A 21,737-nucleotide genomic window follows, 5' to 3' on the forward strand; every position below is an offset into this window, starting at 1 on the left:
ATGAAGCGGTTTTTCATGGCGGTGGTGGCCGCAGTGGCTCCTGTCGCTGCGATGGCAGACGGGTTTTGTGACGTCACGGATCCGGCTGCGGTATACGCGCGGCTGGCAGGCAGCTGGGTGCGAGAAGGCAGTGTGTCGGTGGAAGGCAGCACAACCTCATTTGTGCGGCCTGCGCGGATGTTTGCGACCGAGATTGATGCAGACGGGCTGTTTTACTCCGGGTTTGTGGATAGCCTCATGGGTGAAGAGGTTGCGCTGACATGGGCTGCGCCAAAGCCTTATGACGTGGACCGCGTGGATGCCGTGCTGGACACCACCGAACGGGCGGATTTGGCGGACATGCTAAGTGGTACGCGGTGTGGCCCGGAGGCGTTGCCGCAGGTGCAGGTAGTGTTGCCGGAGTTTGACGGTGGGATATCGGTGTTTGGCACCATCACCTTGGTGCCGTACTTCGATGATCGGGTGTTGGAGATTTCGGAGCTGACTCTCAAAAGCGATGAGACAGTGCTCTTTATGACAGAAACGGTACTGTTGCGTCCTGCACAGTGATCGCGGGAAGAGTACCTTTCTAATTGGCAGGCGCTGAGTGCAGTGGTGGTACCGCGTTTTCGTCCAAGTTGATTTGCCAACGCGTCGCGCCTTGAGCATTGCCTGTGTGGGCAATTATTTTGCCATCAATACCGTTTCCCGCCTTGTTCCTCACGTTCTGTAAAGGCATTGTGTGGTCCAACCAACAAAACGCCGTTGAAAGCGGGGACGAGGCACCCCAAATCAATAAGCCGAGGAAACGGAGAGCGATCAAACGGTTGCCACATGTGGGACCAGCGTCGCTTTGCTAGAACAAGGAAAACTCATGCAAGAGCCCCTCAACACATCTTATCCTGTGCTGCCGCTGCGCGATATTGTGGTGTTCCCACATATGATTGTGCCGCTGTTTGTTGGCCGGGAAAAGTCGGTCCGCGCGCTCGAAGAGGTGATGGCCGATGACAAGCAAATTCTGCTGTCCAGTCAGGTTGATCCTGCCGAGGATGATCCAGATTTTGACGGCATTTACCGCACCGGCGTTTTGGCCAATGTGCTGCAGCTTCTGAAGTTGCCCGATGGCACGGTGAAAGTGCTGGTCGAAGGTCAGAGCCGTGTGACCATCACCGACTTTGTGGAAAACGACGACTACTTTGAGGCCCGTGCCGAACATCTGGACGAAATGCCAGGTGACGCCGCCACCATCGAGGCGCTGCTGCGCTCTGTTGGCGACGAATTTGAGCGCTACTCCAAAGTCAAAAAGAACATCCCAGAAGAAGCGCTGAGCGCGGTGGAAGACGCCAGCGAACCTGCGCGTCTGGCTGATCTTGTGGCTGGTCATCTGGGTATTGAGGTGAACGAGAAGCAAGAGCTTCTGGAAACCCTGTCTGTGAGCGAGCGTCTGGAGAAGGTCTATGGCCTGATGCAGGGCGAGATGAGCGTGCTGAAGGTCGAGAAGAAGATCAAGACGCGCGTGAAATCGCAGATGGAGAAGACCCAGCGCGAGTACTATTTGAATGAGCAGATGAAGGCCATTCAGAAGGAGCTTGGCGACGGCGAAGAGGGCGAAGGCGAAATTGCTGAGCTCGAAGAAAAAATCGGCAAGACCAAGCTGTCCAAAGAAGCCAAAGAGAAGGCTGAGGGTGAGCTGAAGAAGCTCAAGAACATGAGCCCGATGTCTGCGGAAGCCACCGTTGTGCGCAATTATCTGGATTGGATGCTGTCCATTCCATGGGGCAAACGTGGCCGCGTGAAGAAAGACCTGGGCAAGGCGCAAGAGGTCTTGGATACAGATCACTACGGTCTGGAGAAGGTCAAAGAGCGCATTGTTGAGTACCTTGCGGTGCAGCAGCGCTCCAGCAAACTCAAAGGCCCAATCATGTGCCTCGTGGGCCCTCCAGGTGTGGGTAAAACCTCGCTGGGTAAGTCCGTGGCCAAAGCCACTGGTCGTGAGTTTATCCGCATTAGCCTTGGCGGCGTGCGGGATGAAAGCGAGATCCGTGGTCACCGCCGGACCTACATCGGCTCCATGCCGGGTAAGATCATTCAGGCGCTGAAGAAGGCGAAGACCACCAATCCGCTGATCTTGCTCGATGAAATCGACAAGATGGGGCAGGACTTCCGGGGTGATCCGGCGTCTGCGATGCTTGAGGTTCTTGACCCTGAGCAGAACAGCACCTTTGTCGATCACTACCTTGAGGTGGAATACGACCTGTCCAACGTGATGTTCCTGACCACGGCGAACTCTTACAACATGCCGGGGCCATTGCTGGACCGGATGGAGATCATCCCGCTGGCTGGCTACACCGAAGACGAGAAGCGTGAGATTGCGCGCCAGCATCTGATCGACAAGCAGATCAAGAACCACGGTCTGAAAAAGGGCGAGTTTGAAGTGTCGGACGAAGCGCTTCAAGAGATTGTGCGGACCTATACCCGCGAAGCGGGCGTGCGGAACCTTGAACGTGAACTGGCCAAGCTGACCCGGAAAGCTGTCACAAAGATTGTGAAAGGCGAAGAAGAGGCCGTTTCGGTTACGCCTGACAATCTGGACGACTTCCTAGGCGTGAAGAAGTTCCGTTATGGGCTGGCTGAGGATGAAAACCAGGTGGGTGTTGTGACCGGTCTGGCGTGGACATCTGTGGGCGGTGATCTGCTGCATATCGAAGGTTTGAAGCTGCCTGGCAAAGGCCGCATGAAGACCACCGGTAAGCTGGGTGATGTGATGAAGGAGTCGATTGATGCGGCATCTTCTTATGTGCGCTCGATCAGCCCAAAAATTGGTGTGAAACCAACCGTCTTTGACAAGATCGACATCCACGTGCACGTGCCAGATGGCGCAACGCCAAAAGACGGCCCGTCTGCGGGTCTGGCGATGGTGACGTCAATTGTGTCGGTGCTGACCGGTATCCCGGTGCGCAAAGACATTGCGATGACTGGTGAGGTAAGCTTGCGTGGCAATGCGATGCCGATTGGTGGTTTGAAAGAGAAACTGCTCGCGGCACTGCGCGGCGGCATCAAAACGGTGCTGATCCCAGAGGAAAACGAGAAAGACCTCGCGGAGATTCCGGACAATGTGAAAAGTGGGCTGGAGATTATCCCGGTCAAACATGTGTCTGAGGTTCTAAAACTGGCGCTGACGGAAGAGCCGGAAGCCATTGAGTGGGATGAGGCAGCTGAAGAAGCGGCCGCGGCGAAGCTCAAGAAAGAAGAAGGGGCCGGTGCGACAGCGCACTGAGGCACCTACGCTGAGAAAAGAAAGGCGCGCCGAGAGATCGGCGCGCCTTTTTTGTTGGGTTCAAACCGGGGGCAGGCCCAGTAAGGAACGGCCTTCGTTGCTTTTTAGGGAAAAGTCCTGACCTGCGAAATCCTTGCCATTTGGACCACAGAGATAGGCGAGCGCCTGCGCGACCCACTCCGTGGGAATATGCACACCCGGGGAGAGCTGGCTGACCGGGTTAATACCGGAAGCCTTGATGGTGGCCATCATGTCGGTGGCGACGGTGCCGGGACTAAGACCAACAACACTGACGCCTGCGTCAGCGTTTTCTTTGTGGGCGATGCCGGTGAGGCGCACCACGGCGGCTTTGGAGGCGCAGTAGTGCGACCAGCCTTCGAGAAAGGAGTTGGCTGCACCAGACGAGATGTTGATGATGGTGCCTGCGCCTTGGGCGCGCATGATGGGCAGGGCGTACCGCAGGCCGTGGTAGACTCCCTTGACGTTCACATCGATAACTTTGGACCACTCGGCCGGGTCACTGTCGGCTAGGGTGGTGATCGGGTCGATCAGGCCGGCGTTGTTGACGAGCATATCAAGGTTGCCGAAGGTGTCGGTTGCGGTGGCGATCAGGTGCTGAACAGCGGTGGCGTCTGCAACATCACAAGGGACCGCGAGGGCTGACAGGCCGTTGTCGCAAAGCTCTTGGGCCAGGTGTTTGATGGCGGTTTCCGAACGTGCAGCGAGCACCACATTGGCACCGAGTTCTGCAAAATGGCGGGCGGTGCTGGCGCCGATGCCACGACTGGCGCCGGTGATGATGGCGGTTTTTTCGGTGAGATCAGTCATGAAGGCTCCTTTTGTCTAGCTTAGGGATAGGCCGTGGGGATGATGCCGGAAATGACTGGATTGACAGGACTGTCGTGCGTAAATTGCACGAATGGACACGCATATTTTGAAATTGGCGCTTTTGGTGCAAGCGCAGGGCAGCATTGCCGGTGCGGCGCGGACGTTGGATTTGGATCCCTCCTCGGTGTCGCGCAGCTTGTCAGCCTTGGAGGCCGAGCTGGGCGTGCGGCTGTTTCATCGGACCACACGAAAACTGTCGACGACGGAAGAGGGCGCAGCGTATTTGCGGCGGGTGGGACCTTTGGTGGAAGAGATGCAAGCAGCAGCGCAGGAAGCGGTGGGCACGCAGCACCAGCCTTCTGGTACCTTGCGGATTACGGCGTCCGTGGCCTTTGCATGTCAGAGGATTGTGCCGCTGTTGCCTGCGTTTTCGGAGCGCTATCCGGAGATTTCAGTAGAGGTGATCAGCAGTGACGCCAATTTGGATCTCGTGGAACAGGGGATTGATTTGGCTGTGCGGCTGGCGCCTGCGCCAAAAGGGGATCTGGTGTCCAGAAAGTTGATGGATACGCGGTATCATCTGGTGGCGAGCCCGGCGTATTTAGAGCGCTCTGGCGATTTGGAAACGCCGGAGGGTCTGCGGGATCACGACTGTTTGCGCTATGCGCTGCCGGAGATCGGTGATGTGTGGCGGTTTCGTAAGGAGGGAACTGCGTCATTTGAGGTCAGCGTGACCGGGCGGCACAGGTTTTCCAATGCGCTGGCGCTTTTGGAAGCCGGACGGCAGGGACTGGGTGTGGGGTTGCTGGCGGATTGGCTGGTAACACAGGATTTGACGGAGGGAGGGTTGGTTGAGTTGTGTCCGCAGTATCAGGGCACGGTGAGCGGTTTTGAAACGGCGGCCTGGCTGTTGTACCCAAACCGCCGGTATTTGCCGCGCAAGACGCGGGTAATGATAGATTTCCTGCGCGAGCGCCTTGCGCGTTAGCCGGGCCAGAGTGCGGTGTCTGGGTGAAATTGCGACCAGGCAAACCAGAAAGCCTGGTGGCTGCCGAGGTTTGCACCGCCTGTATCAACCGCCCGAATGCCGCCGGCGTCGAGTTTGAGGCGGATGTTTTCATAGGTGATTTCCTCGCCCTTTCTTAGAGCTACAAGTGCTTTGCTGCGTTGGAAGGCGACAGGTTGGCCGGAGGCGGAGACGATGCCAATGATGTCTTCGTGCACCGGCAGGCGCGGATCGACGTCACCCACTGGAAAGATGGGACCGTTGGCGTCACGGCCATTGCGGAAATCGGGGTTGCGGCCGAGGGCGAGGTATTCAGCCAGAACGGTGGTTTCCGGATGAGTTGTTTTCCATGTGCCCCAGTCGGTGGTGATGACGGCGGCTTGTTCGAGTTTGATGCCTTTGTCTGCCAAAGGTCCAGTGACAGCGTGGCCGAGGAAGGTGTCAAAAACGGAGTAGGTGTTGAGGTCATACATGACCTTGTTGGAGCGGCTCAAAAGGCCGGAGGTGCGCAGGATGGGACGCTCGACACCAGCTGGCATTTGGTCGGTGAAATAGGCTTGGGCTGCGCCACATAGAGTGCAGTAAGGGATGCCAAGATCACGCCCGCCTAGCGTGTCATTGACCATTTCGCGGACTTCCATGATTTGGCGCGGGTAGGCGCGGTATGCGCCGTTGACCTCAACCCCAAAGACGATGTCGTCATGCTTGAGCCAAGTGGCGCCAGCGGCGTCGGTGACCTCTGGATTGTCGGCGGCAGGGATGCAGTTGCAGGAGGCATCTGCGGTGTCAAAGGCACGGTTATCGATCAACACGCCACCCCAGGACACCAACCGCCAGTCAATGTCTCCGGGCACAAACAGAGGGTCCCATTCCGGGACGATGGCCGTGAAGATAGCGCGTTTGAAGCGCAGGTAGTCGGCTGGCTCGGGGATGTCCCAAGCGATCAGGTGGTCGGTGACGATGCCCCAGGTGTTTTCGGTTGGCGTGTCGATCTCCAGCAGAGTGGCGGCGGCTTCCGAGAGGACGAAATTCAGCTTTGGAGAGGTCACAAAGCGCATGAGATCACTGATGATCCAGGCGAGGCGCGGGTCGCCAGAGGCTGCGATTTCGTCGAGGGCGAGTGTTTGATCTCGCCCCCAAGTGCCTTGCTGCATGCTTTCGACAAAGGCCATGTCGGCGGCGGTCTCGATAGCATCGGTTAACCGGCCGGAAGGCACAGCAGGGGGCGTGCCAAATTGCTCGATCACATACGCGGGCAGGGGGGCAGCGTCCTGCGCCAAGGCGGGCAGGGCGGTAGACAGCGCAAAGGCGCAGAGCAGGGCAGAGAGGCGGAGGGGCATGATCGGTCCTTGCACAAAGGGCGTTTGCTTCTTTGTGGCCGACGATGGAGTGCGCGCGCCAATCAACTTGCATCAGGAGAAAGTGAGTTGGTTGAAAGAATTGGCAGCTGCACAAAAAAGTGGGGGGTCAAAAGACCCCCCAGTTTCGCCATTCAGGCTCACTCTATAATTACCGCTCGATGTTTTTTGCCTGCGGCCTGAATGTCGTCGGAGCGAGCGCACCCGCTCCGTGGAACACCACTGCCTAAAGTTAGGGACGGCAGCGGAGTATGTCGTCGGGGGCAGTTGCCCCCTACCCAGGTCCCCCCGGGATCTTGTGGTCACCGATCAGGAGCTTTTGCGGGCGGCAAAAATCCGGTGTTCGGCGTAATCATCGTTGGCCGCCTGCGGGGCAGGGGCATCTGCTTCGCCACGGACTTTGCGGGCCCAATCACCGCTGATGCGGATGGTGCCCACCACAGTGTCACTGGTGGACCGGCTTTGATCGTCGTTAGACGGAAGGCTTCTGCTCTTCGTCACAGTTTTCTCCTTAGCTACAGCCTGAGGTGGCGCCACAGGTGTTGCATTTCATACAGGTGCCGTTGCGCACCAAAGTGTAATTGCCGCAATCACCACAGGGGTCTCCCTCGTAGCCTTGCATTTTGGCTTTGGCGCGCTCGTTCATCGGTGGCGAAACCGCTGTGACGGAGGCGCTAGGTGCCATGTCTGATACGGCTGCGCCAGTGGTTTCCGGCACCAAAGTGCTCACATTTTTGACAGCATCGGAGTTATCCACAGAAATGTTGCCGCCGCCGTTCAGAACAACCAGTTCTTGGGGCAGGCGTTTGCGCAGATACCCGGTGGACGAGATCTGCTTCAACACTTCAAGCGAGCGAGTCGCGGCGATGTCAGACAGCTCGGATAGGTTGGACACGCCTTCTTCTTCGCCACGTCCCAGATCATCAAACGCGGTGCCTTCTGGCTTGATATGCGCGAGGTCGGTGCGGTCGAGGTAAGACACGGCCAATTCGCGGAAGATATAGTCGAGGATCGAGGTGGCGTTTTTGATGCTGTCGTTGCCTTGCACCATGCCTGCTGGTTCAAACTTGGTGAAAGTGAAGGCGTCGACAAATTCCTCGAGCGGCACGCCGTATTGCAGGCCAACCGACACTGCGATGGCGAAGTTATTCATCATCGCGCGAAAGCCAGCGCCTTCCTTGTGCATGTCGATGAAGATTTCACCCAAATTGCCGTCAGAGTATTCGCCGGTGCGCAGGTAGACCTTGTGCCCACCCACAACCGCTTTCTGAGTGTAACCTTTGCGACGTTCCGGCATTTTCTCGCGGCCACGGGCGACTTCTTTGACAATGATTTTTTCGACGATCTTTTCGGCCAGGACCTGTGCCTTTTCCTTCATGGACCCGGATTCGAGCACTTCGGCGGCGTCTTCGTCGTCCTCCACCAGCGCGGCAGCTAGAGGTTGTGACAGTTTGGATCCGTCACGATACAGCGCGTTGGCTTTGATGCCCAAGGACCAGCTGAGCTCATAGGCGTTTTGGCAATCCTCGATGGTGGCATCGTTGGGCATGTTGATTGTTTTGGAGATCGCGCCGGAGATGAAGGACTGCGCAGACGCCATCATGGTGATGTGGCTGTCCACAGACAGGTAGCGCTTGCCTTTTTTGCCGCACGGGTTGGCACAATCGAAGATGTGATAGTGCTCTTCTTTGAGGAACGGCGCGCCTTCGAGGGTCATGGTGCCGCAGACGTGGTCATTGGCCAGATCAATGTCAGCCTTGGTGTAGCCGAGGTGTCCAAGCAGTTCGAAGGCAGGGTCATTCAGCTTCTCAGCCGGAATGCCGAGCACATTGGTGCAGAACTCTTCACCCAGTGTCCATTGGTTGAACACAAAGCGGATGTCGAAGGCGGAGCCAAGGGCGGCTTCGATTTTCTCGATCTCGTTGGTGGTGAAGCCGTGGCCGATCAGGGACGTGTGGTTGATGCCCGGCGCGTTGCCGATGGTGGCGTGGCCCACTGCGTAAGAGACAATTTCTTCGATTTGTGCAGAGGAATAGCCGAGGCCTTCGAGCGCGGCAGGCACAGAGCGGTTGATGATCTTGAAGTAGCCGCCACCGGCGAGCTTTTTGAACTTCACCAGCGCAAAATCAGGCTCGATGCCGGTGGTGTCACAATCCATCACCAGGCCAATGGTGCCTGTTGGGGCAATCACGGATGTCTGCGCGTTGCGATAGCCGTGTTTCTCACCCAGTTCGAGGGCTTCGTCCCAGGCGGACTTGGCCAGCTCAACCAGCATTTGGTCCGGGCAGTTTTCGGCATCCAGCGGCACCGGTTTGACGGCGAGGCCTTCGTATCCTGAGGTCAGGCTCTGGGTCGCGCGGCGGTGATTGCGGATCACGCGCAGCATGTGTTGGCTGTTGCGGGCGTAACCGTCAAAGGCGCCCAGCTCTCCGGCCATTTCAGCAGACGTTGCGTAGGCGACGCCAGTCATCAACGCGGTGAGAGCGCCACCAAGAGCACGGCCTTCTTCGCTGTCGTAGCCGTAGCCCATGGTCATCAGTAGGCCGCCGATGTTGGCATAGCCCAAGCCCAGAGTGCGGAAGTCATAAGACCGTTGTGCGATCTCTTTGGATGGGAACTGCGCCATGGTGACGGAGATTTCCAACGTCACGGTCCAGAGACGTGTGGCGTGCATGTAATCTTCAGCCTGAAACTCACCGTCCTTGAGGAAGGACAGGAGGTTCATAGAGGCGAGGTTACATGCCGTGTCGTCCAGGAACATGTACTCGGAGCAGGGGTTGGAACCGCGGATTTCGCCGTCTTCGGGGCAGGTGTGCCAAGCGTTTACGGTGTCGTGGTACTGAATGCCAGGATCGGCACAAGCCCAGGCGGCGTGGCCGACGTCTTCCCACAGGTCACGAGCCTTGATGGTTTTGGCCACTTTGCCGTCGGTGCGGCGGATCAGCTCCCAGTCATCATCGTTTTCGACAGCCTTGAGGAAGGCGTCAGTGACGCGGATCGAGTTGTTGGAGTTTTGGCCCGACACAGAGGCGTAGGCCTCAGAATCCCAATCGGTGTCGTAGGTTGGGAACTCGATGCTGGCGTAACCTTGTTTGGCATAATCCAGCACACGTTTGATGTAGGTCTCTGGGATCATGACCTTTTTGGCGTCACGGATCGCGGACTTTAGGCCGTCATTGGTTTTGGCATCATAGGCGTCTGCCTCAGCACCGTCCCAGGCTTTGATCGCGTCAAAAATGCCGTTGAGCTTTTGCTCGTGCATCTTGGAGCCGGCCACGATGGAGGCAACCTTCTGCTCTTCTTTGACCTTCCAGTTGATGTATTCCTCGATGTCCGGGTGATCCGCATCGACAATCACCATCTTGGCTGCACGGCGGGTGGTGCCGCCGGATTTGATCGCACCTGCGGCGCGGTCGCCAATTTTCAGGAAACCCATCAGACCGGAGGATTTGCCACCGCCGGACAGAGATTCGCCGTCAGCCCGCAGCGAGCTGAAGTTGGTGCCGGTGCCAGAGCCGTATTTGAACAGGCGGGCTTCGCGCACCCAAAGATCCATGATGCCGCCGTCACCCACCAGATCATCTGCCACGGACTGAATGAAGCAGGCGTGCGGCTGTGGATGCTCGTATGCGGATTTGGATTTGGTCAGCTTGCCAGTTTTGTAATCGACATAGTAGTGGCCTTGGGAGGGGCCATCGATGCCGTAGGCCCAGTGCAGGCCGGTGTTGAACCATTGAGGCGAGTTGGGCGCGGCGCGCTGGGTCGCCAGCATATAACGCATTTCATCAAAGTAGGCGCGCGCGTCGTCTTCTGAAGAGAAGTAGCCGCCTTTCCAACCCCAATAGGTCCAGGCTCCGGCGAGACGGTCAAACACCTGTTTGGCGCTGGTTTCACTGCCAATGGCCACGTCATCGTTGGCAGGCGCAGAGCGCCACAGGAATTCCGGGACACCTTTTTCACGCACTTTACGCAGCTTGGCAGGCACCCCAGCTTTGCGGAAGTATTTTTGCGCAATCACATCGGAGGCAACCTGGGACCAATTAGACGGGACTTCGATGTCCGCAAGGTGAAAGACAACGGTGCCGTCCGGGTTGCGAATTTCAGATTCGGTGGTCACAAAATCCAGATCCGCGTAAGCGTCTTGTCCGGTCTTGGTGAAGCGTCGTTGAATCTTCATGCCTGTCATCGTCCCCAATGCCAAAGTGTCCCGTGGTGCACGTTCTGTGCGGTTTGCGGTGCCGCAATTTTGAACCCTTGGAGAAGTGGGCGGACCAGCAGGCAAAGGGATACCAGAGCGCAAACGCATCACGTTTGTCGCGGACTCAAGCCCAAAGGGGCAATTGACAGAGTTTGTCCCTGCTGCCTTGGTCGCCACAATATCTAGTGGGTTTTCTCGGCTGCTGCCACAAACTGGCGTATCGGCCCCTAAAGGGTCAACGGATTTATTTACCAAAAATCAGGATTTTCCCTGTTGACGGAAAGTGGTCGGCGGCGACTCGCTTCTGCGCTCCGATTCCTCCACAGGCGTCTTTAGAGACCGTTAATATTGGTTAATTCCGCTAAACGTTTGAAAAAAGGCGTTTCTGCTTTGGGGCGAGAGCGGTGGAGGGAGTTATCCACAACATGTAGGTTCGACAGCTCGATTCTGTGGAAAATATTGAGCACCGGGGATGTGCATCTTTTGCAACGGTGACCATCAATTACAACAATGGGGCGAATCGCGCCCTGCGATCGCCCCATTTGTGTGCGGAGGTTGCTGAGCCGCTGTTTAAGCAGCGTTGTTCTTGTTTGCAGCCTTACGCGGCGAAGCCTTTTTGGGCGCCTTTGCGTTGGCGTCGATGAATTCCAGCACCAGTGGTCGGATGTTGTTGCGCCAGCTTTTGCCTGCGAAGATGCCGTAGTGACCCGCACCCGGCTCCACGTGGCTGGCTTTCTTGCTGTCGGGCAGGCCGGTGCAGAGATCCAGCGCGGCAATACATTGGCCTGGCGCGGTGATATCGTCTTTGGCGCCTTCAACGGATTTTACCGCAACCGTTGTGATTTTGCCGATATCAACTTTGCGGCCTGCAACGACAAACTCGTTGTTGGCAATCTCGCCGTTTTTGAAGACGCGCTCAACGGTGGAGAGATAAAACTCAGCCGTCATATCCATGACAGCCAAGTATTCGTCATAGAAACGGTTGTGGGCGTCGTGATCAGAAGCTTCACCCCGAGACACACGCATGATTTGATCGTTGAACGCCTTTGAGTGGCGCTCGCCGTTCATCGACATAAATGAGGAAAGCTGCAACAGGCCTGGGTAGACCATGCGACCAACGCCGGGGTGTTTGAAGCCAACGCGCTGGATCATGGTTTCTTCGAGCTGGCCCATGGTGACGCGGTGGCCAAAGTCGGTGACCTCAGTAGCGGCGGCGTTTGGATCAATTGGCCCACCGATCAGGGTGAGAGAGCGCGGCTGCGCCTCTGGGTTTTCCTCTGCGAGATAGGCGGTGGCGGCGAGGGTGAGCGGTGCAGGCTGGCACACAGCGATCACATGGGTGTCCGGGCCAAGCTCTTTCATAAAATCGACAAGGTAGAGGGTGTAATCTTCCACATCAAACTTGCCTTCGGACACAGGGATGTCACGCGCGTTATGCCAATCAGTGATGTAAACTTCGCAGTCGGCAATCAGGCTTTTCACAGTGGAGCGCAGCAGGGTGGCATAGTGGCCAGACATCGGCGCGACCAGCATAACTTTGCGCTTCATTGTTTTGCGGCCGGACACTTCAAAGTGGACCAAATCGCCAAAGGGACGTTCAATTACGGTGTTGATGTTGACGATATGGTCTTTGCCATCTTCGCAGGTGAAGCTGTCGATACCCCAATCAGGTTTCACAACCATGCGTTGGAAGGCGCGTTCGGTGACTTCGCCCCAAGCGGCCATCCACTGCAAACCAGGGTTCGGCACCAATGCGAAGGCAGGGTATGACGCCATGGCGCTGGCGGTGGCGCCCAACCATTGGTTGGTGTTCCGCATCGTTTCCATCAGGTCATACGTGGCCATGTATCGCATGTGCTTCGTCCTATCGTTTGGGGTATGCACCCTGTGTTTTCCCCAGTAATATTGAGGGGGCGCTTGGTTAATGCTGCACAGCAGCGACATTAGGGCGGATGGGTTAATATGACAACAAATGAGACTGAATCTGGCGAAAAAATGGATCGCCTGAACGCGAATTTGGCGAAAGTCGAAGCTTTGTCGTTGCGATTAACCGAAGTCCTTGGGCGACGTAAGCCATTGAGAGATGAGCTAAATTCCCCAGAACCTGAAGTGTTCCTGAATGCGGCGACAGCCTATTGGCAGTCCATGGTCGACAACCCCGGAAAAGTTATCGAAAACCAGCTCGATCTGTGGAGTAAGTCGGTTAAATCTTTCGTGGACGCACAGAATATCATGCTTAAGGGGCAGTTTTCTGCACCGCAGGATGACACCCCGTCAGACCGGCGATTCTCTCATCCAATGTGGAAATCGCACCCGTATTTCAACCTGCTCAAGCAGCAGTACATGCGCAATTCTGAGGCGATCAAAGCTGCTGTTGGCGAGCTTGAAGGACTGGCTCCCAAAGACAAGCAACGGATCGAATATTTCTCCAATCAGATTGTCGACATGATGTCGCCGACCAACTTCTTAGGGACAAATCCAGATGCGTTGGAGAGGGCCGTAGAGACCGAAGGTCAGTCGCTGATTGATGGGTTGCAGAACATGATCTCTGATCTGGAAGCCAACAATGGCGAGCTTCTGGTGAAACTGGCGGATGAAGATGCCTTTGAGATTGGCCGCAACATTGCGACGGCGCCGGGCAAGGTGGTGTTCCGCAACCGGATGTTTGAGTTGCTGCAGTTTTCACCGACGACCGACACAGTGCATGAAATTCCGCTGATCATCTTTCCGCCGTGGATCAACAAATACTACATTCTGGATCTCAAAGAGCAGAACAGCCTGATCCGTTGGTGCGTGGCGCAAGGCTATACCGTGTTTGTGGTGAGCTGGGTCAATCCCGATCTGTCTCATGCTGATGTGGGGTTGGAAGACTATATTGAGGAGGGGTTCCTCGAAGCCATTGCGCAGGTCAAAGACATCACCAAACAGAAACAGGTGAATGCGGTTGGATATTGTATCGCCGGGACCACGCTGCATCTGACGTTGTCATTGATGAAGCAACGGGGCGACAAATCGGTGAAGTCAGCAACTTTTTTCACCACGCTGACAGATTTTTCCGATCAAGGGGAGTTCACGCCGTTTTTGCAGGATGACTTTATCGACGGCATTGACGATGAGATTGAGGAGTTTGGCATCCTGCGTTCGTTTATCATGCAGCGCACGTTCAGTTTTCTGCGGTCCAATGATTTGATCTACGGTCCCGCAATCAAAAGCTATTTCATGGGAGAAGCGCCACCTGCGTTTGATTTGCTCTTCTGGAACGGCGATGGCTCGGGCCTGCCGGGCAAAATGGCGCATCAGTATTTGCGCGAGCTGTGCCAAGCCAATAAATTTGTCGGTGAGGGTGTTGAGCTCTGTGGCGCAACTCTCAAGATCAGCGAAGTGGATGTGCCGATTTGTTCCGTCACTTGTGAAACGGATCACATTGCGCGGTGGAAAGACTGTTATCACGGGTTTCAGCAGACCAAGAGCCGGTCAAAGACCTTTATTGTGTCTCAGTCAGGGCACATCGCCGGGATTGTGAACCCGCCAAGCAAAAAGAAGTACGGCCACTACACCAACACAGATTTGAAAGGGAGCGCTACGGATTGGATGAATGGCGCAACTTTTCAGGAAGGGTCTTGGTGGCCGCACTGGGATGGCTGGTTGTCCAAAAAATCAGGCAAAAAAATCGCGGCGCGGCAGCCCGGGGATGAGACTCATCCAGCGCTTGGCGAGGCTCCAGGCAGTTATGTTCTGAAAAAAGCCTATAAATAGCAGTCATTTGAGAGGTTTTTGCTGCGCTGCAGCAAAAAAAACTTGAAATGCCGCACCGCAGAAAGCATATTGTGTCCAGAGACTAGAAACGCAGCCCATTCTCCTCATCATCACGGGCTGTCATTTGTTTAAGGAACTATACCAATGGCTAAAGCGACACAGGACATGACCGCAATGTTCAAAGACGTATTGGGTGCATTCCCGGTTGATACAACAGCATTTGAAGGCGCTTTCAAAAACTCCGCAGCGCTGAACGAGAAGCTGACCACTGTTGCGCTGGGCGCGGCAGAGAAGTCTTCCGAGATCTCCACCAAGTGGACAAAAGACACCCTGGCGAAGCTGGGCGACATGACCAAAGCCAAAGAAGATCCAGCGGATTACGCCAAAGCGATGACCGATTTTGCGTCCGCTCAGGCTGAAGTTGCTGCTGAAAACATGGCAGCCTTCGCTGAAGTTGCGAAGAAAGTTCAGATGGAAACTGTTGAACTGCTGATGTCTGCTGGCAAAGACGCTTCTGAGGAAGCAACCGCCGCTGTCAAAAAGGCCACCAATGACGTGACCGCAGCTGCGAAAAAAGCAACATCCAAGTAAGAAAAGCCGCAACTCGGCACCCTTAACCTCCCTGAGGGTGCAGATTGCGTGAGCGGGCTTTATGCCCGCTCTTTCTTTTTGTGCTGCAGTCGCATAGGCTTTTTCTGCAGCGCGCAAAACTTTGGGGAGAATGACGTGGGCGAAGACACCAAACCACTGCTGATCAAACGCTACGCCAGCCGGCGGCTCTATAATACAGAGACCAGTGACTATGTCACATTGGATGATATTGCCGGTTTCATTCGATCCGGTCGCGAAGTCCAGATTATCGATTTGAAAAGTGGGGATGATCTGACCCGTCAGTACCTGCTTCAAATCATTGCAGAACATGAGAGTCGTGGTGAGAATGTTTTGCCGGTGAATGTGCTCAATGATCTTGTGCGGGCCTATACCACACAGGCCACGTCAATGGTGCCGCAATTCTTGCAGACGTCTTTTGACATGCTGCGAGACAGCCAAGAAAAAGTTATGGAAAGCATGGGGACCGGTATGGCGATGCCAGGTCTGGAAGCGATGCAGGCGCAGCAAGAAGCTTTCCTGAAAGCGATGACAGGCGGTATGGCTTGGCCGGGAGGCGTTGCGCCGGGTGCTGAGAAAGAAGAGGCTGTCAGCGGTGACGGTGAAGACCTCGACGACATCAAGAAGCAGCTTGCCGAATTGCAGGACAAACTGTCCAAGTTGAAGTAATCACTCTCCGCAGTTTCAATTCAGTTTGAGTGGCGCGCATTTAGTGCGCCACCGGTGTTTGGCGACCAGATATTGTGGAAAATTAGCGATTTACCTGTCTTTTGCCGGATGCGCCCGCTATGCTGGTGTTGTTGAGCAGACCAGTGAGGTAGAAAGCCATGGCTAAGGCTCCCGCAACGACACGCAAGAGCGTGTCCAGCAGCAAGACGCGCGCACGTGCCACCACGTCCCGCAAAACCAGCACCAGCTTGAAAGAGATCGCAGAAGCGGCGGAGCCTGCATCCGCAGTTGTGCCAGATGTTGCAGAGAGCACCGCAGAGGACATTGGCCCCGATTTGATGCGCAAGAAGGAGCTCATCGAAGCGGCTGTTACGCGGGCCGGTGTGAAGAAGCGTGATGCCAAGCCGGCCATTGAGGCTGCACTTTCAATCATCGGGGAAACCCTCACGTCGGGGCGCGGTTTGAACATGCCTGGCCTTGGCAAAGTGAAGGTGCAAAACAGCAAAGAGTTGGAAGATGTGCAGGTGGTAAACCTGCGGCTGCGACGCAAAACCGGTGAAGCAGAAGAAACTGACAAAGAGGGGCTTGCAGAGCCCGCGGAGTGAGTTTAGAAGGCGCGTCACCGGGTCGTTAGCTCAGTTGGTAGAGCGCTTCGTTTACACCGAAGATGTCGGGAGTTCGAGCCTCTCACGACCCACCATGATTTTTGCGGGCGCTCCCTTAAGTGGTTGAGCGCCCGTTTCTTTTTGTTGTGGTTGGTCTTTAGTTCCAGGCACATTCACAGAACGATGCCCTGAGAGGGTCGGGCACCGTGCGTTTGCGGCGCCCTGAAGCATTTGGCTTAAATCCAGTTGAAATCAACGTCGTTCTGAAGTGCCTCGATTGTTATGTTTTTGACGATCAGCGTCATATTGCCAAAGTCCGTGAACACGACATCGTCCCCTTGTTGCTCGGCGTAGGAAAAAATGTCCTCGACCACTTGTCCACTGCTGTTGATTTCAAGTGTGTCCACGTCATTTTCGAAGTCCTCAATAATTGTGTGGCTTGTTGCGCCACCTTCGAAGTCCTCCATGTTGAAATCGAAGGTATCGGCCCCGGTTCCGCCCGTGAGGGAATTGGAGCCTGTTCCTCCTTCTAGCCGGTCGTCGCCCGTGCCGCCATAAATGTGATCATCGCCGCCTCTGCCAGACAGATTGTCGTTGCCGTCGCGGCCGTAGAGTGTGTCGTCGCCGCCAAACCCATCCAAATAGTTCCGCCCAGAAGTTCCGTAGATGAGGTCGTGGCCTGTATCTGAACCAGCCGCGCTTTCGAAGTTGTTGATTGTGTCATCGTGAGCCCAGGAGCCCGAAACCGTGTTGGCTTCAAGATCTATTACGACACCGGCATCACTTTTGCGGTAGCTGATGATGTCATCTCCAGCCCCCCCGTCGAAGCTTTCACTTCCGCCGCCGCCCACGACCACGTAGTCATCCCCGTTGCCGAGGAAGACCTGGTCGTTGCCATCACCCGCATAAACGGTGTCGTTGCCGCCACCGGCGTGGATCTGATCGTTGCCGCCATAGGTCTTGATAAGGTTGGCGCCAGAACTGCCGTAGATTGTGTCGTTACCGGTTTCAGATCCGGAGACATTTTCAAACCCGCTGATTGTGTTACCTTCGGCCCAGGATCCAGACACTTCATTGGTCTCTAGGTTCACAGACACACCGTTCTGGCTTCTGTAATAGCTGATATAATCCGTGCCAGAGCCACCGTGGAATTCGCCGGGGCCATCCCCGGCAAGCACATAGTCATTTCCGTCGCCAAGGAAGACCTTGTCGTTGCCTCCACGCGCATAGACTTTGTCATTTCCACCATATGTTCTGATCGTGTTATCACCGGACGTGCCGTAGATTTTGTCGTTGCCGGTTTTGGAACCTGAGGCGCTTTCAAACCCGCTGATGGTGTCATTTGTGGCCCAGGAGCCGGACACCACATTTGTTTCCAGGTTCAACGTCACACCGCTCCTGCTTTTGTAGTAGCTGATGTAATCGTTGCCGTCGCCACCGTGGAATTCCTCCTGACCGCCGCCGACCAGTACGTAGTCGTCGCCATCTCCGAGGAAGACTTGATCGTTGCCTCTACCCGCGACAACTTTGTCGTCGCCGCCGTAGGTTTTGATCATGTTCGCGCCGGTCGTTCCGTAGATTTTGTCGTTACCGGTTCTGGAACCTGAGGCGCTTTCAAACCCGCTAATTGTGTCGTTATCCGCCCAGGATCGGGACACTTCGTTTGTCTGCAGGTTCAGGGTCACACCACTTTTGCTTTTGTAGTAGCTGATGTAATCGTTGCCGTCGCCGCCGTGGAATTCCTCCTGACCGCCGCCGGCAAGCACGTAGTCGTCGCCGTCTCCGAGAAAAACGTGGTCGTCACCTTTCCCTGCGTAAACTTTGTCGTTGCCACCGTGGGTCCGGATCGTATTTTCGAAACTGTTACCCCAGATGACATCGTTACCTGTTTTGGATCCATCAGCACTATCAAAGCCCGAGATCTCATCGTTTACGGCCCATGATCTGGATACTTCGCTGGTCGCCAAATTAATGTTTACGCCTGTGGGGCTGTTGAAATAGCTGATGCGATCGTGACCGCCACCGCCGCTGAAGTATTCTCGGTCGCCACCAGCAATCGCGTAGTCGTCACCTTGGCCGAGAAGAACGCGGTCGTCCCCCTTGCCGGAATGTACCGTGTCATTGCCGCCTCCGGTGTCGAAAATCTCGGCTTCGTCGGTGCCTATGAAAAGTTCATCGGTGTTGTCGCCGCTAATGGGGGTAGGGGTTTTGACCGCAGACATCGAAATGGTGTAATCGCCAAAGGCGTTGTAATCGGCTCTTCTCAGACTTGTGCCGACTTCCAAGAAATAGGTCGTGTCCGTTCTGAATGTCCACTCAAGAGTGATCTGTGTCTCTGTGGTGGTTATGATGGCTGACGCTTCGTCGTCATACATGTTTCGCAAAGACGTTTTTAGTCCGTCGAGGGTGTCCGCGTCGTCGAGATCGATGGTCACTGTGTACTTTGAGCCGGACACTCCTACGATTTCAAAGACATCAACATCAGCCCTAAATGCGATATTGCTGTCAAACGCGTCCCCGTTTTGCAACAGCGTTGCGTTTGAGTGAAGGGCGCTATGATCGTCAGTGCCAATGCGCTCAACCGAGTAAGAGTAGGTTGCACCCTCTGTCCATCCTCTAATGGAAATCTCAACGAGGTCGTCAGAGCTGGCAATAAAAAGCATCTCATTTTCACCCCCAGGACCTGTCGTCCATGAAGAGTAACCGGTTGTTTGGTTTGCGGCTGCATCCAACCTGGATGTGGCATCGTTCATGACAATCCGGTAAATGCCATTTTCTTCGACATTGAGCGCGACCTCATCAGTGTCGCCCTCGTAGTCAATTGTGCCGGTGACCGTGTCTCCAGGGTCAATGGCGCCGTCTGAAGGCAAGACCTGCCTTGGGAAGTCGTCGTCTATGATTTGAAGGTGACCGGTGTAGGCGCCGAGGTAGCTTGCGGAACCGTCCTCTTCGTCCAAATGGTTGGACACGTCAATGAAGTAGCGCCCTGAAACAACCGGGCGGATTGTTAGAGCTGTGTCAGAAATATCCGCCAACTGCCAGAGGTCAGTGCCGTCCGCATCAAAAATGCCGAGTCGCAGAATAGGGTCGGGGCTGTCAAATAGGTCAAATTCGAAGCGATAAGTTTGGCCTGCAACGAGATCGATCGCAAAAAAATCACTGTCCCACCCATAGTCCAGAGTGCCGGAGAAGTCAGTTCCTAAGGTGATGTAGGTTGCGCCGGCAATGGTATCTGAATGATCGTCTGGCATGTTGTTTCTCTATGGATTACGAAAGTTGTGTTTAAAAAAAGGGGCGTCAGATCCCAAATGGGACCAGGTATGAGACGCTTATGGAAAAAATACGTGATGGTGAGACTTGGCTGACCGTCGCATAAGTTCTTGGCTGTAGCACGGGCCAATTTGGGAGGCGCTTACAGCGGAGATCGACCTCTTTTGGTTGGTCACAACCAGCGTGGATTTTCCATCGCCATTCGCGCAGCCGCATATAGAGCAGGCGATTGTTGTGAGATTTCAGTTGTCGTTAAAGATGAATTTATGAGCGTGCGATTTCAACTGTCTTGTATGGTTTCCTGATATTTGGGAGGAGGTACCGATTTTCGGGATCTACCCATGTCCCGCCGAAAACCGGTGTGGGGAAATGCCGTATGTCTCACGGAAGCGTTTTGAGAAGTTTCCGGCGGATTCATAGCCACAGGCAATCGCCACATCGACAACCGGCATGTCGGTTTCTGCCAGTAAGATGCGGGCGCGTTGTAGGCGCAGGTCTTGCAAGAAGCGTTTTGGGGTGGTGTTGAGGTGAGTCTTGAACAGGCGCTCCATTTGGCGGCGGGAGACGCCGAGACCGCGGGCCACCTGATCCAGGTCGATCGACTCTTCCAGGTTATCTTCAAAGTGCGCGATGATTTTGACCAGCTTGTCGTTGCGGTTGCCAATCACCGCCGCGGTGGAGCTCTGTTGACGGTCGGTTTCTGAGCGTTGCACGGTGTGTAGGCACATATTGAGCACCGCGCGGGCGAGGGGGGCGCCGTGGCGGTCGTAGATCAGCTTCAGGAACAGGTCCATCGCGGCCACGCCGCCGCCACAGGTCATGATGCGGTCATCGATCGCGTAGAGCTGTTCCAGCGGATCCAAGGTTGAGTACATCTCGCGAAAGGGCGTGATGTTTTCCCAATGCAGCGTGAAGTCCTTGCCTTCGAGAATGCCTGCCTTGGCCAAAGTGAATGCCCCGGTACACAAGCCCCCAACCCGGCGGCCGGTGCGCCATTGATGGCGAATCCAATCGGCCACTTTGGCGGTGGCCGCGCGTTCTGGCTCAACTCCAGAGCAAACAAAAACACAGGCGTTGGTCGGAGTGTCGCCAAGCGGTGCGTCGATGCCTATTTCGATGCCATTGGAGCAGCGCACGTTTTCTCCAGTCTCCGACATGGTGGTCCATGTGTAGAGGATTTGTCCGGTGAGCTGATTTGCGATGCGCAAGGTCTCCACGGCAGAGGTAAACGCCAGCATCGAAAGATTCGGCTGTAGCGCAAAGACAATAGGATCAGGAGATTCTACTGCATCCACAGCAACGTGGGCGACGCCTTTGGGCACAATTGGATCAGGCATGGGGTGGTGTTTTCCCTTTTTTTTCGGCCACCCTATGAGGAAGTTCGGCCGGACGCAAAGAAAGTTCAAAAAGGGGGCTTGCATGTACTCGCGGTAGGGTCTAAATCCCCGCCTACCGGGTCGTTAGCTCAGTTGGTAGAGCGCTTCGTTTACACCGAAGATGTCGGGAGTTCGAGCCTCTCACGACCCACCATTTACCCTCTACCAGCGTTGAATCTCCGAGAGCCTCGCGGCTGCAGGTTTTTAAGTGTTGTTGGCCGAAATGGGTGTTTGGTCGAGGTGGCTTTCTTTTTCGACGTGCTCCGCATCAAAAAAGGCGATCCCCGAAGGGACCGCCCGAAATTCCAGTCAGTGGCTGAAATTTAGCCAGCAGTTGCCGGTGCACAAACTAGGGCGCCGGAATCTGTGGTCAGCAAGTCGTAACCGGCCATACAGCTAGCGTTGCCACGTTTGTCAAAATCAGGCTGAGCGTAAACCGGGGTAGGCTCTTCTTGCTGAGAACACGCAGCAAGAGTGATACCGGCAACACACAGGGCAGCATAAAGTGGTTTCATCGGGTTATTCCTTCAAAAGCAATTGAATCGAGTAAGCACATCTAATCACAAAAAATTCAGTGCGCAAAGCACTCTACGCGGGAGTCTGCCAAAGAAGAAACCCCTGTGGTGAAAGGCCAACATTCCGCTTCGGAAAATTTCTTCGATTTTCGTGCGGATATCCGCTTGACGCGCCAGAGCACTCGGCATAAACCACGCCACACGCTGAACGGCATACGCCAGACAGCAGGTAGTGAGCGGTTGTAGCTCAGTTGGTTAGAGTACCGGCCTGTCACGCCGGGGGTCGCGGGT

At 55.5% G+C, this 21,737-nt stretch carries 15 protein-coding genes and 2 tRNA genes; 9 read left to right on the plus strand and 8 right to left on the minus strand.

The window, feature by feature from the left end:
• Both QZ517_RS08355 and lon read left to right on the plus strand, forming a co-directional pair.
• Positions 1-549 carry a hypothetical protein gene (locus QZ517_RS08355; protein WP_294225052.1) on the plus strand — a complete coding sequence of 183 codons (549 nt, stop codon included), beginning with the start codon at positions 1-3 and terminating at the stop codon, positions 547-549.
• Between the two features lie 304 nt (positions 550-853).
• The gene (lon, locus tag QZ517_RS08360; protein ID WP_294225054.1) at positions 854-3,256 is read left to right on the plus strand and encodes an endopeptidase La; all 2,403 of its coding nucleotides are present in this window, start codon (positions 854-856) and stop codon (positions 3,254-3,256) included.
• Positions 3,257-3,316: 60 nt separating this feature from the next.
• Here lon and QZ517_RS08365 read toward each other — a convergent pair whose 3' ends face one another.
• Positions 3,317-4,084, minus strand: coding sequence for an SDR family oxidoreductase (locus QZ517_RS08365; RefSeq protein ID WP_294225057.1), 768 nt, complete (start codon positions 4,082-4,084; stop codon positions 3,317-3,319).
• Between the two features lie 91 nt (positions 4,085-4,175).
• Between QZ517_RS08365 and QZ517_RS08370 the strand changes: the two genes are divergently transcribed.
• Positions 4,176-5,072 (plus strand): LysR family transcriptional regulator, encoded by an 897-nt coding sequence (locus QZ517_RS08370; protein WP_294225060.1) that lies wholly within the window; start codon positions 4,176-4,178, stop codon positions 5,070-5,072.
• On the opposite strand, the gene QZ517_RS08375 is transcribed toward QZ517_RS08370, so the two are convergent.
• The 4 genes from QZ517_RS08375 to phaZ all read right to left on the minus strand — a co-directional run bounded on the left by QZ517_RS08375 (position 5,069) and on the right by phaZ (position 12,500).
• On the minus strand, positions 5,069-6,430 hold the full coding sequence (locus tag QZ517_RS08375; protein WP_294225063.1) for a DUF3179 domain-containing (seleno)protein: 1,362 nt from the start codon (positions 6,428-6,430) through the stop codon (positions 5,069-5,071). The genes QZ517_RS08370 and QZ517_RS08375 overlap by 4 nt on opposite strands.
• Positions 6,431-6,757: 327 nt before the next feature.
• Positions 6,758-6,949 carry a hypothetical protein gene (locus QZ517_RS08380; RefSeq protein WP_294225065.1) on the minus strand — a complete coding sequence of 64 codons (192 nt, stop codon included), beginning with the start codon at positions 6,947-6,949 and terminating at the stop codon, positions 6,758-6,760.
• A gap of 10 nt (positions 6,950-6,959) precedes the next feature.
• Positions 6,960-10,625 (minus strand): vitamin B12-dependent ribonucleotide reductase, encoded by a 3,666-nt coding sequence (locus tag QZ517_RS08385; protein ID WP_294225067.1) that lies wholly within the window; start codon positions 10,623-10,625, stop codon positions 6,960-6,962.
• Positions 10,626-11,216: 591 nt separating this feature from the next.
• Positions 11,217-12,500 carry a polyhydroxyalkanoate depolymerase gene (gene phaZ, locus QZ517_RS08390; protein ID WP_294225070.1) on the minus strand — a complete coding sequence of 428 codons (1,284 nt, stop codon included), beginning with the start codon at positions 12,498-12,500 and terminating at the stop codon, positions 11,217-11,219.
• A 108-nt stretch (positions 12,501-12,608) separates the two neighbouring features.
• On the opposite strand from phaZ, the gene phaC reads away from it, so the two are divergent.
• From phaC to QZ517_RS08415, 5 genes are all read left to right on the plus strand, one after another.
• On the plus strand, positions 12,609-14,402 hold the full coding sequence (gene phaC, locus QZ517_RS08395) for a class I poly(R)-hydroxyalkanoic acid synthase (RefSeq protein ID WP_294225072.1): 1,794 nt from the start codon (positions 12,609-12,611) through the stop codon (positions 14,400-14,402).
• 144 nt (positions 14,403-14,546) lie between these two features.
• On the plus strand, positions 14,547-14,993 hold the full coding sequence (locus QZ517_RS08400) for a phasin family protein (RefSeq protein WP_294225074.1): 447 nt from the start codon (positions 14,547-14,549) through the stop codon (positions 14,991-14,993).
• A gap of 135 nt (positions 14,994-15,128) precedes the next feature.
• Positions 15,129-15,680, plus strand: a complete 552-nt coding sequence (gene phaR, locus QZ517_RS08405; RefSeq protein WP_294225078.1) for a polyhydroxyalkanoate synthesis repressor PhaR — start codon at positions 15,129-15,131, stop codon at positions 15,678-15,680.
• A 158-nt stretch (positions 15,681-15,838) separates the two neighbouring features.
• Positions 15,839-16,285, plus strand: coding sequence for an HU family DNA-binding protein (locus QZ517_RS08410; RefSeq protein WP_294225081.1), 447 nt, complete (start codon positions 15,839-15,841; stop codon positions 16,283-16,285).
• Between the two features lie 19 nt (positions 16,286-16,304).
• Positions 16,305-16,380 (plus strand) — tRNA-Val (locus QZ517_RS08415).
• Positions 16,381-16,521: 141 nt separating this feature from the next.
• Here QZ517_RS08415 and QZ517_RS08420 read toward each other — a convergent pair.
• Both QZ517_RS08420 and QZ517_RS08425 read right to left on the minus strand, forming a co-directional pair.
• On the minus strand, positions 16,522-19,536 hold the full coding sequence (locus QZ517_RS08420; RefSeq protein WP_294225083.1) for a calcium-binding protein: 3,015 nt from the start codon (positions 19,534-19,536) through the stop codon (positions 16,522-16,524).
• Positions 19,537-19,890: 354 nt separating this feature from the next.
• Entirely contained in the window at positions 19,891-20,892 is a 1,002-nt protein-coding gene (locus QZ517_RS08425) for a GlxA family transcriptional regulator (RefSeq protein ID WP_294225086.1), read from the minus strand.
• 117 nt (positions 20,893-21,009) lie between these two features.
• Here QZ517_RS08425 and QZ517_RS08430 point away from each other — a divergent pair.
• Positions 21,010-21,085, plus strand: a tRNA-Val gene (locus tag QZ517_RS08430).
• Positions 21,086-21,254: 169 nt separating this feature from the next.
• On the opposite strand, the gene QZ517_RS08435 is transcribed toward QZ517_RS08430, so the two are convergent.
• Complete coding sequence (locus QZ517_RS08435; RefSeq protein ID WP_283426184.1) at positions 21,255-21,446, minus strand: hypothetical protein; 192 nt, start codon at positions 21,444-21,446, stop codon at positions 21,255-21,257.
• Between the last annotated feature and the right edge of the window lie 291 nt (positions 21,447-21,737).

Source organism: uncultured Shimia sp., from assembly GCF_913054185.1.
In the GTDB taxonomy this organism is placed as follows: domain Bacteria; phylum Pseudomonadota; class Alphaproteobacteria; order Rhodobacterales; family Rhodobacteraceae; genus Shimia.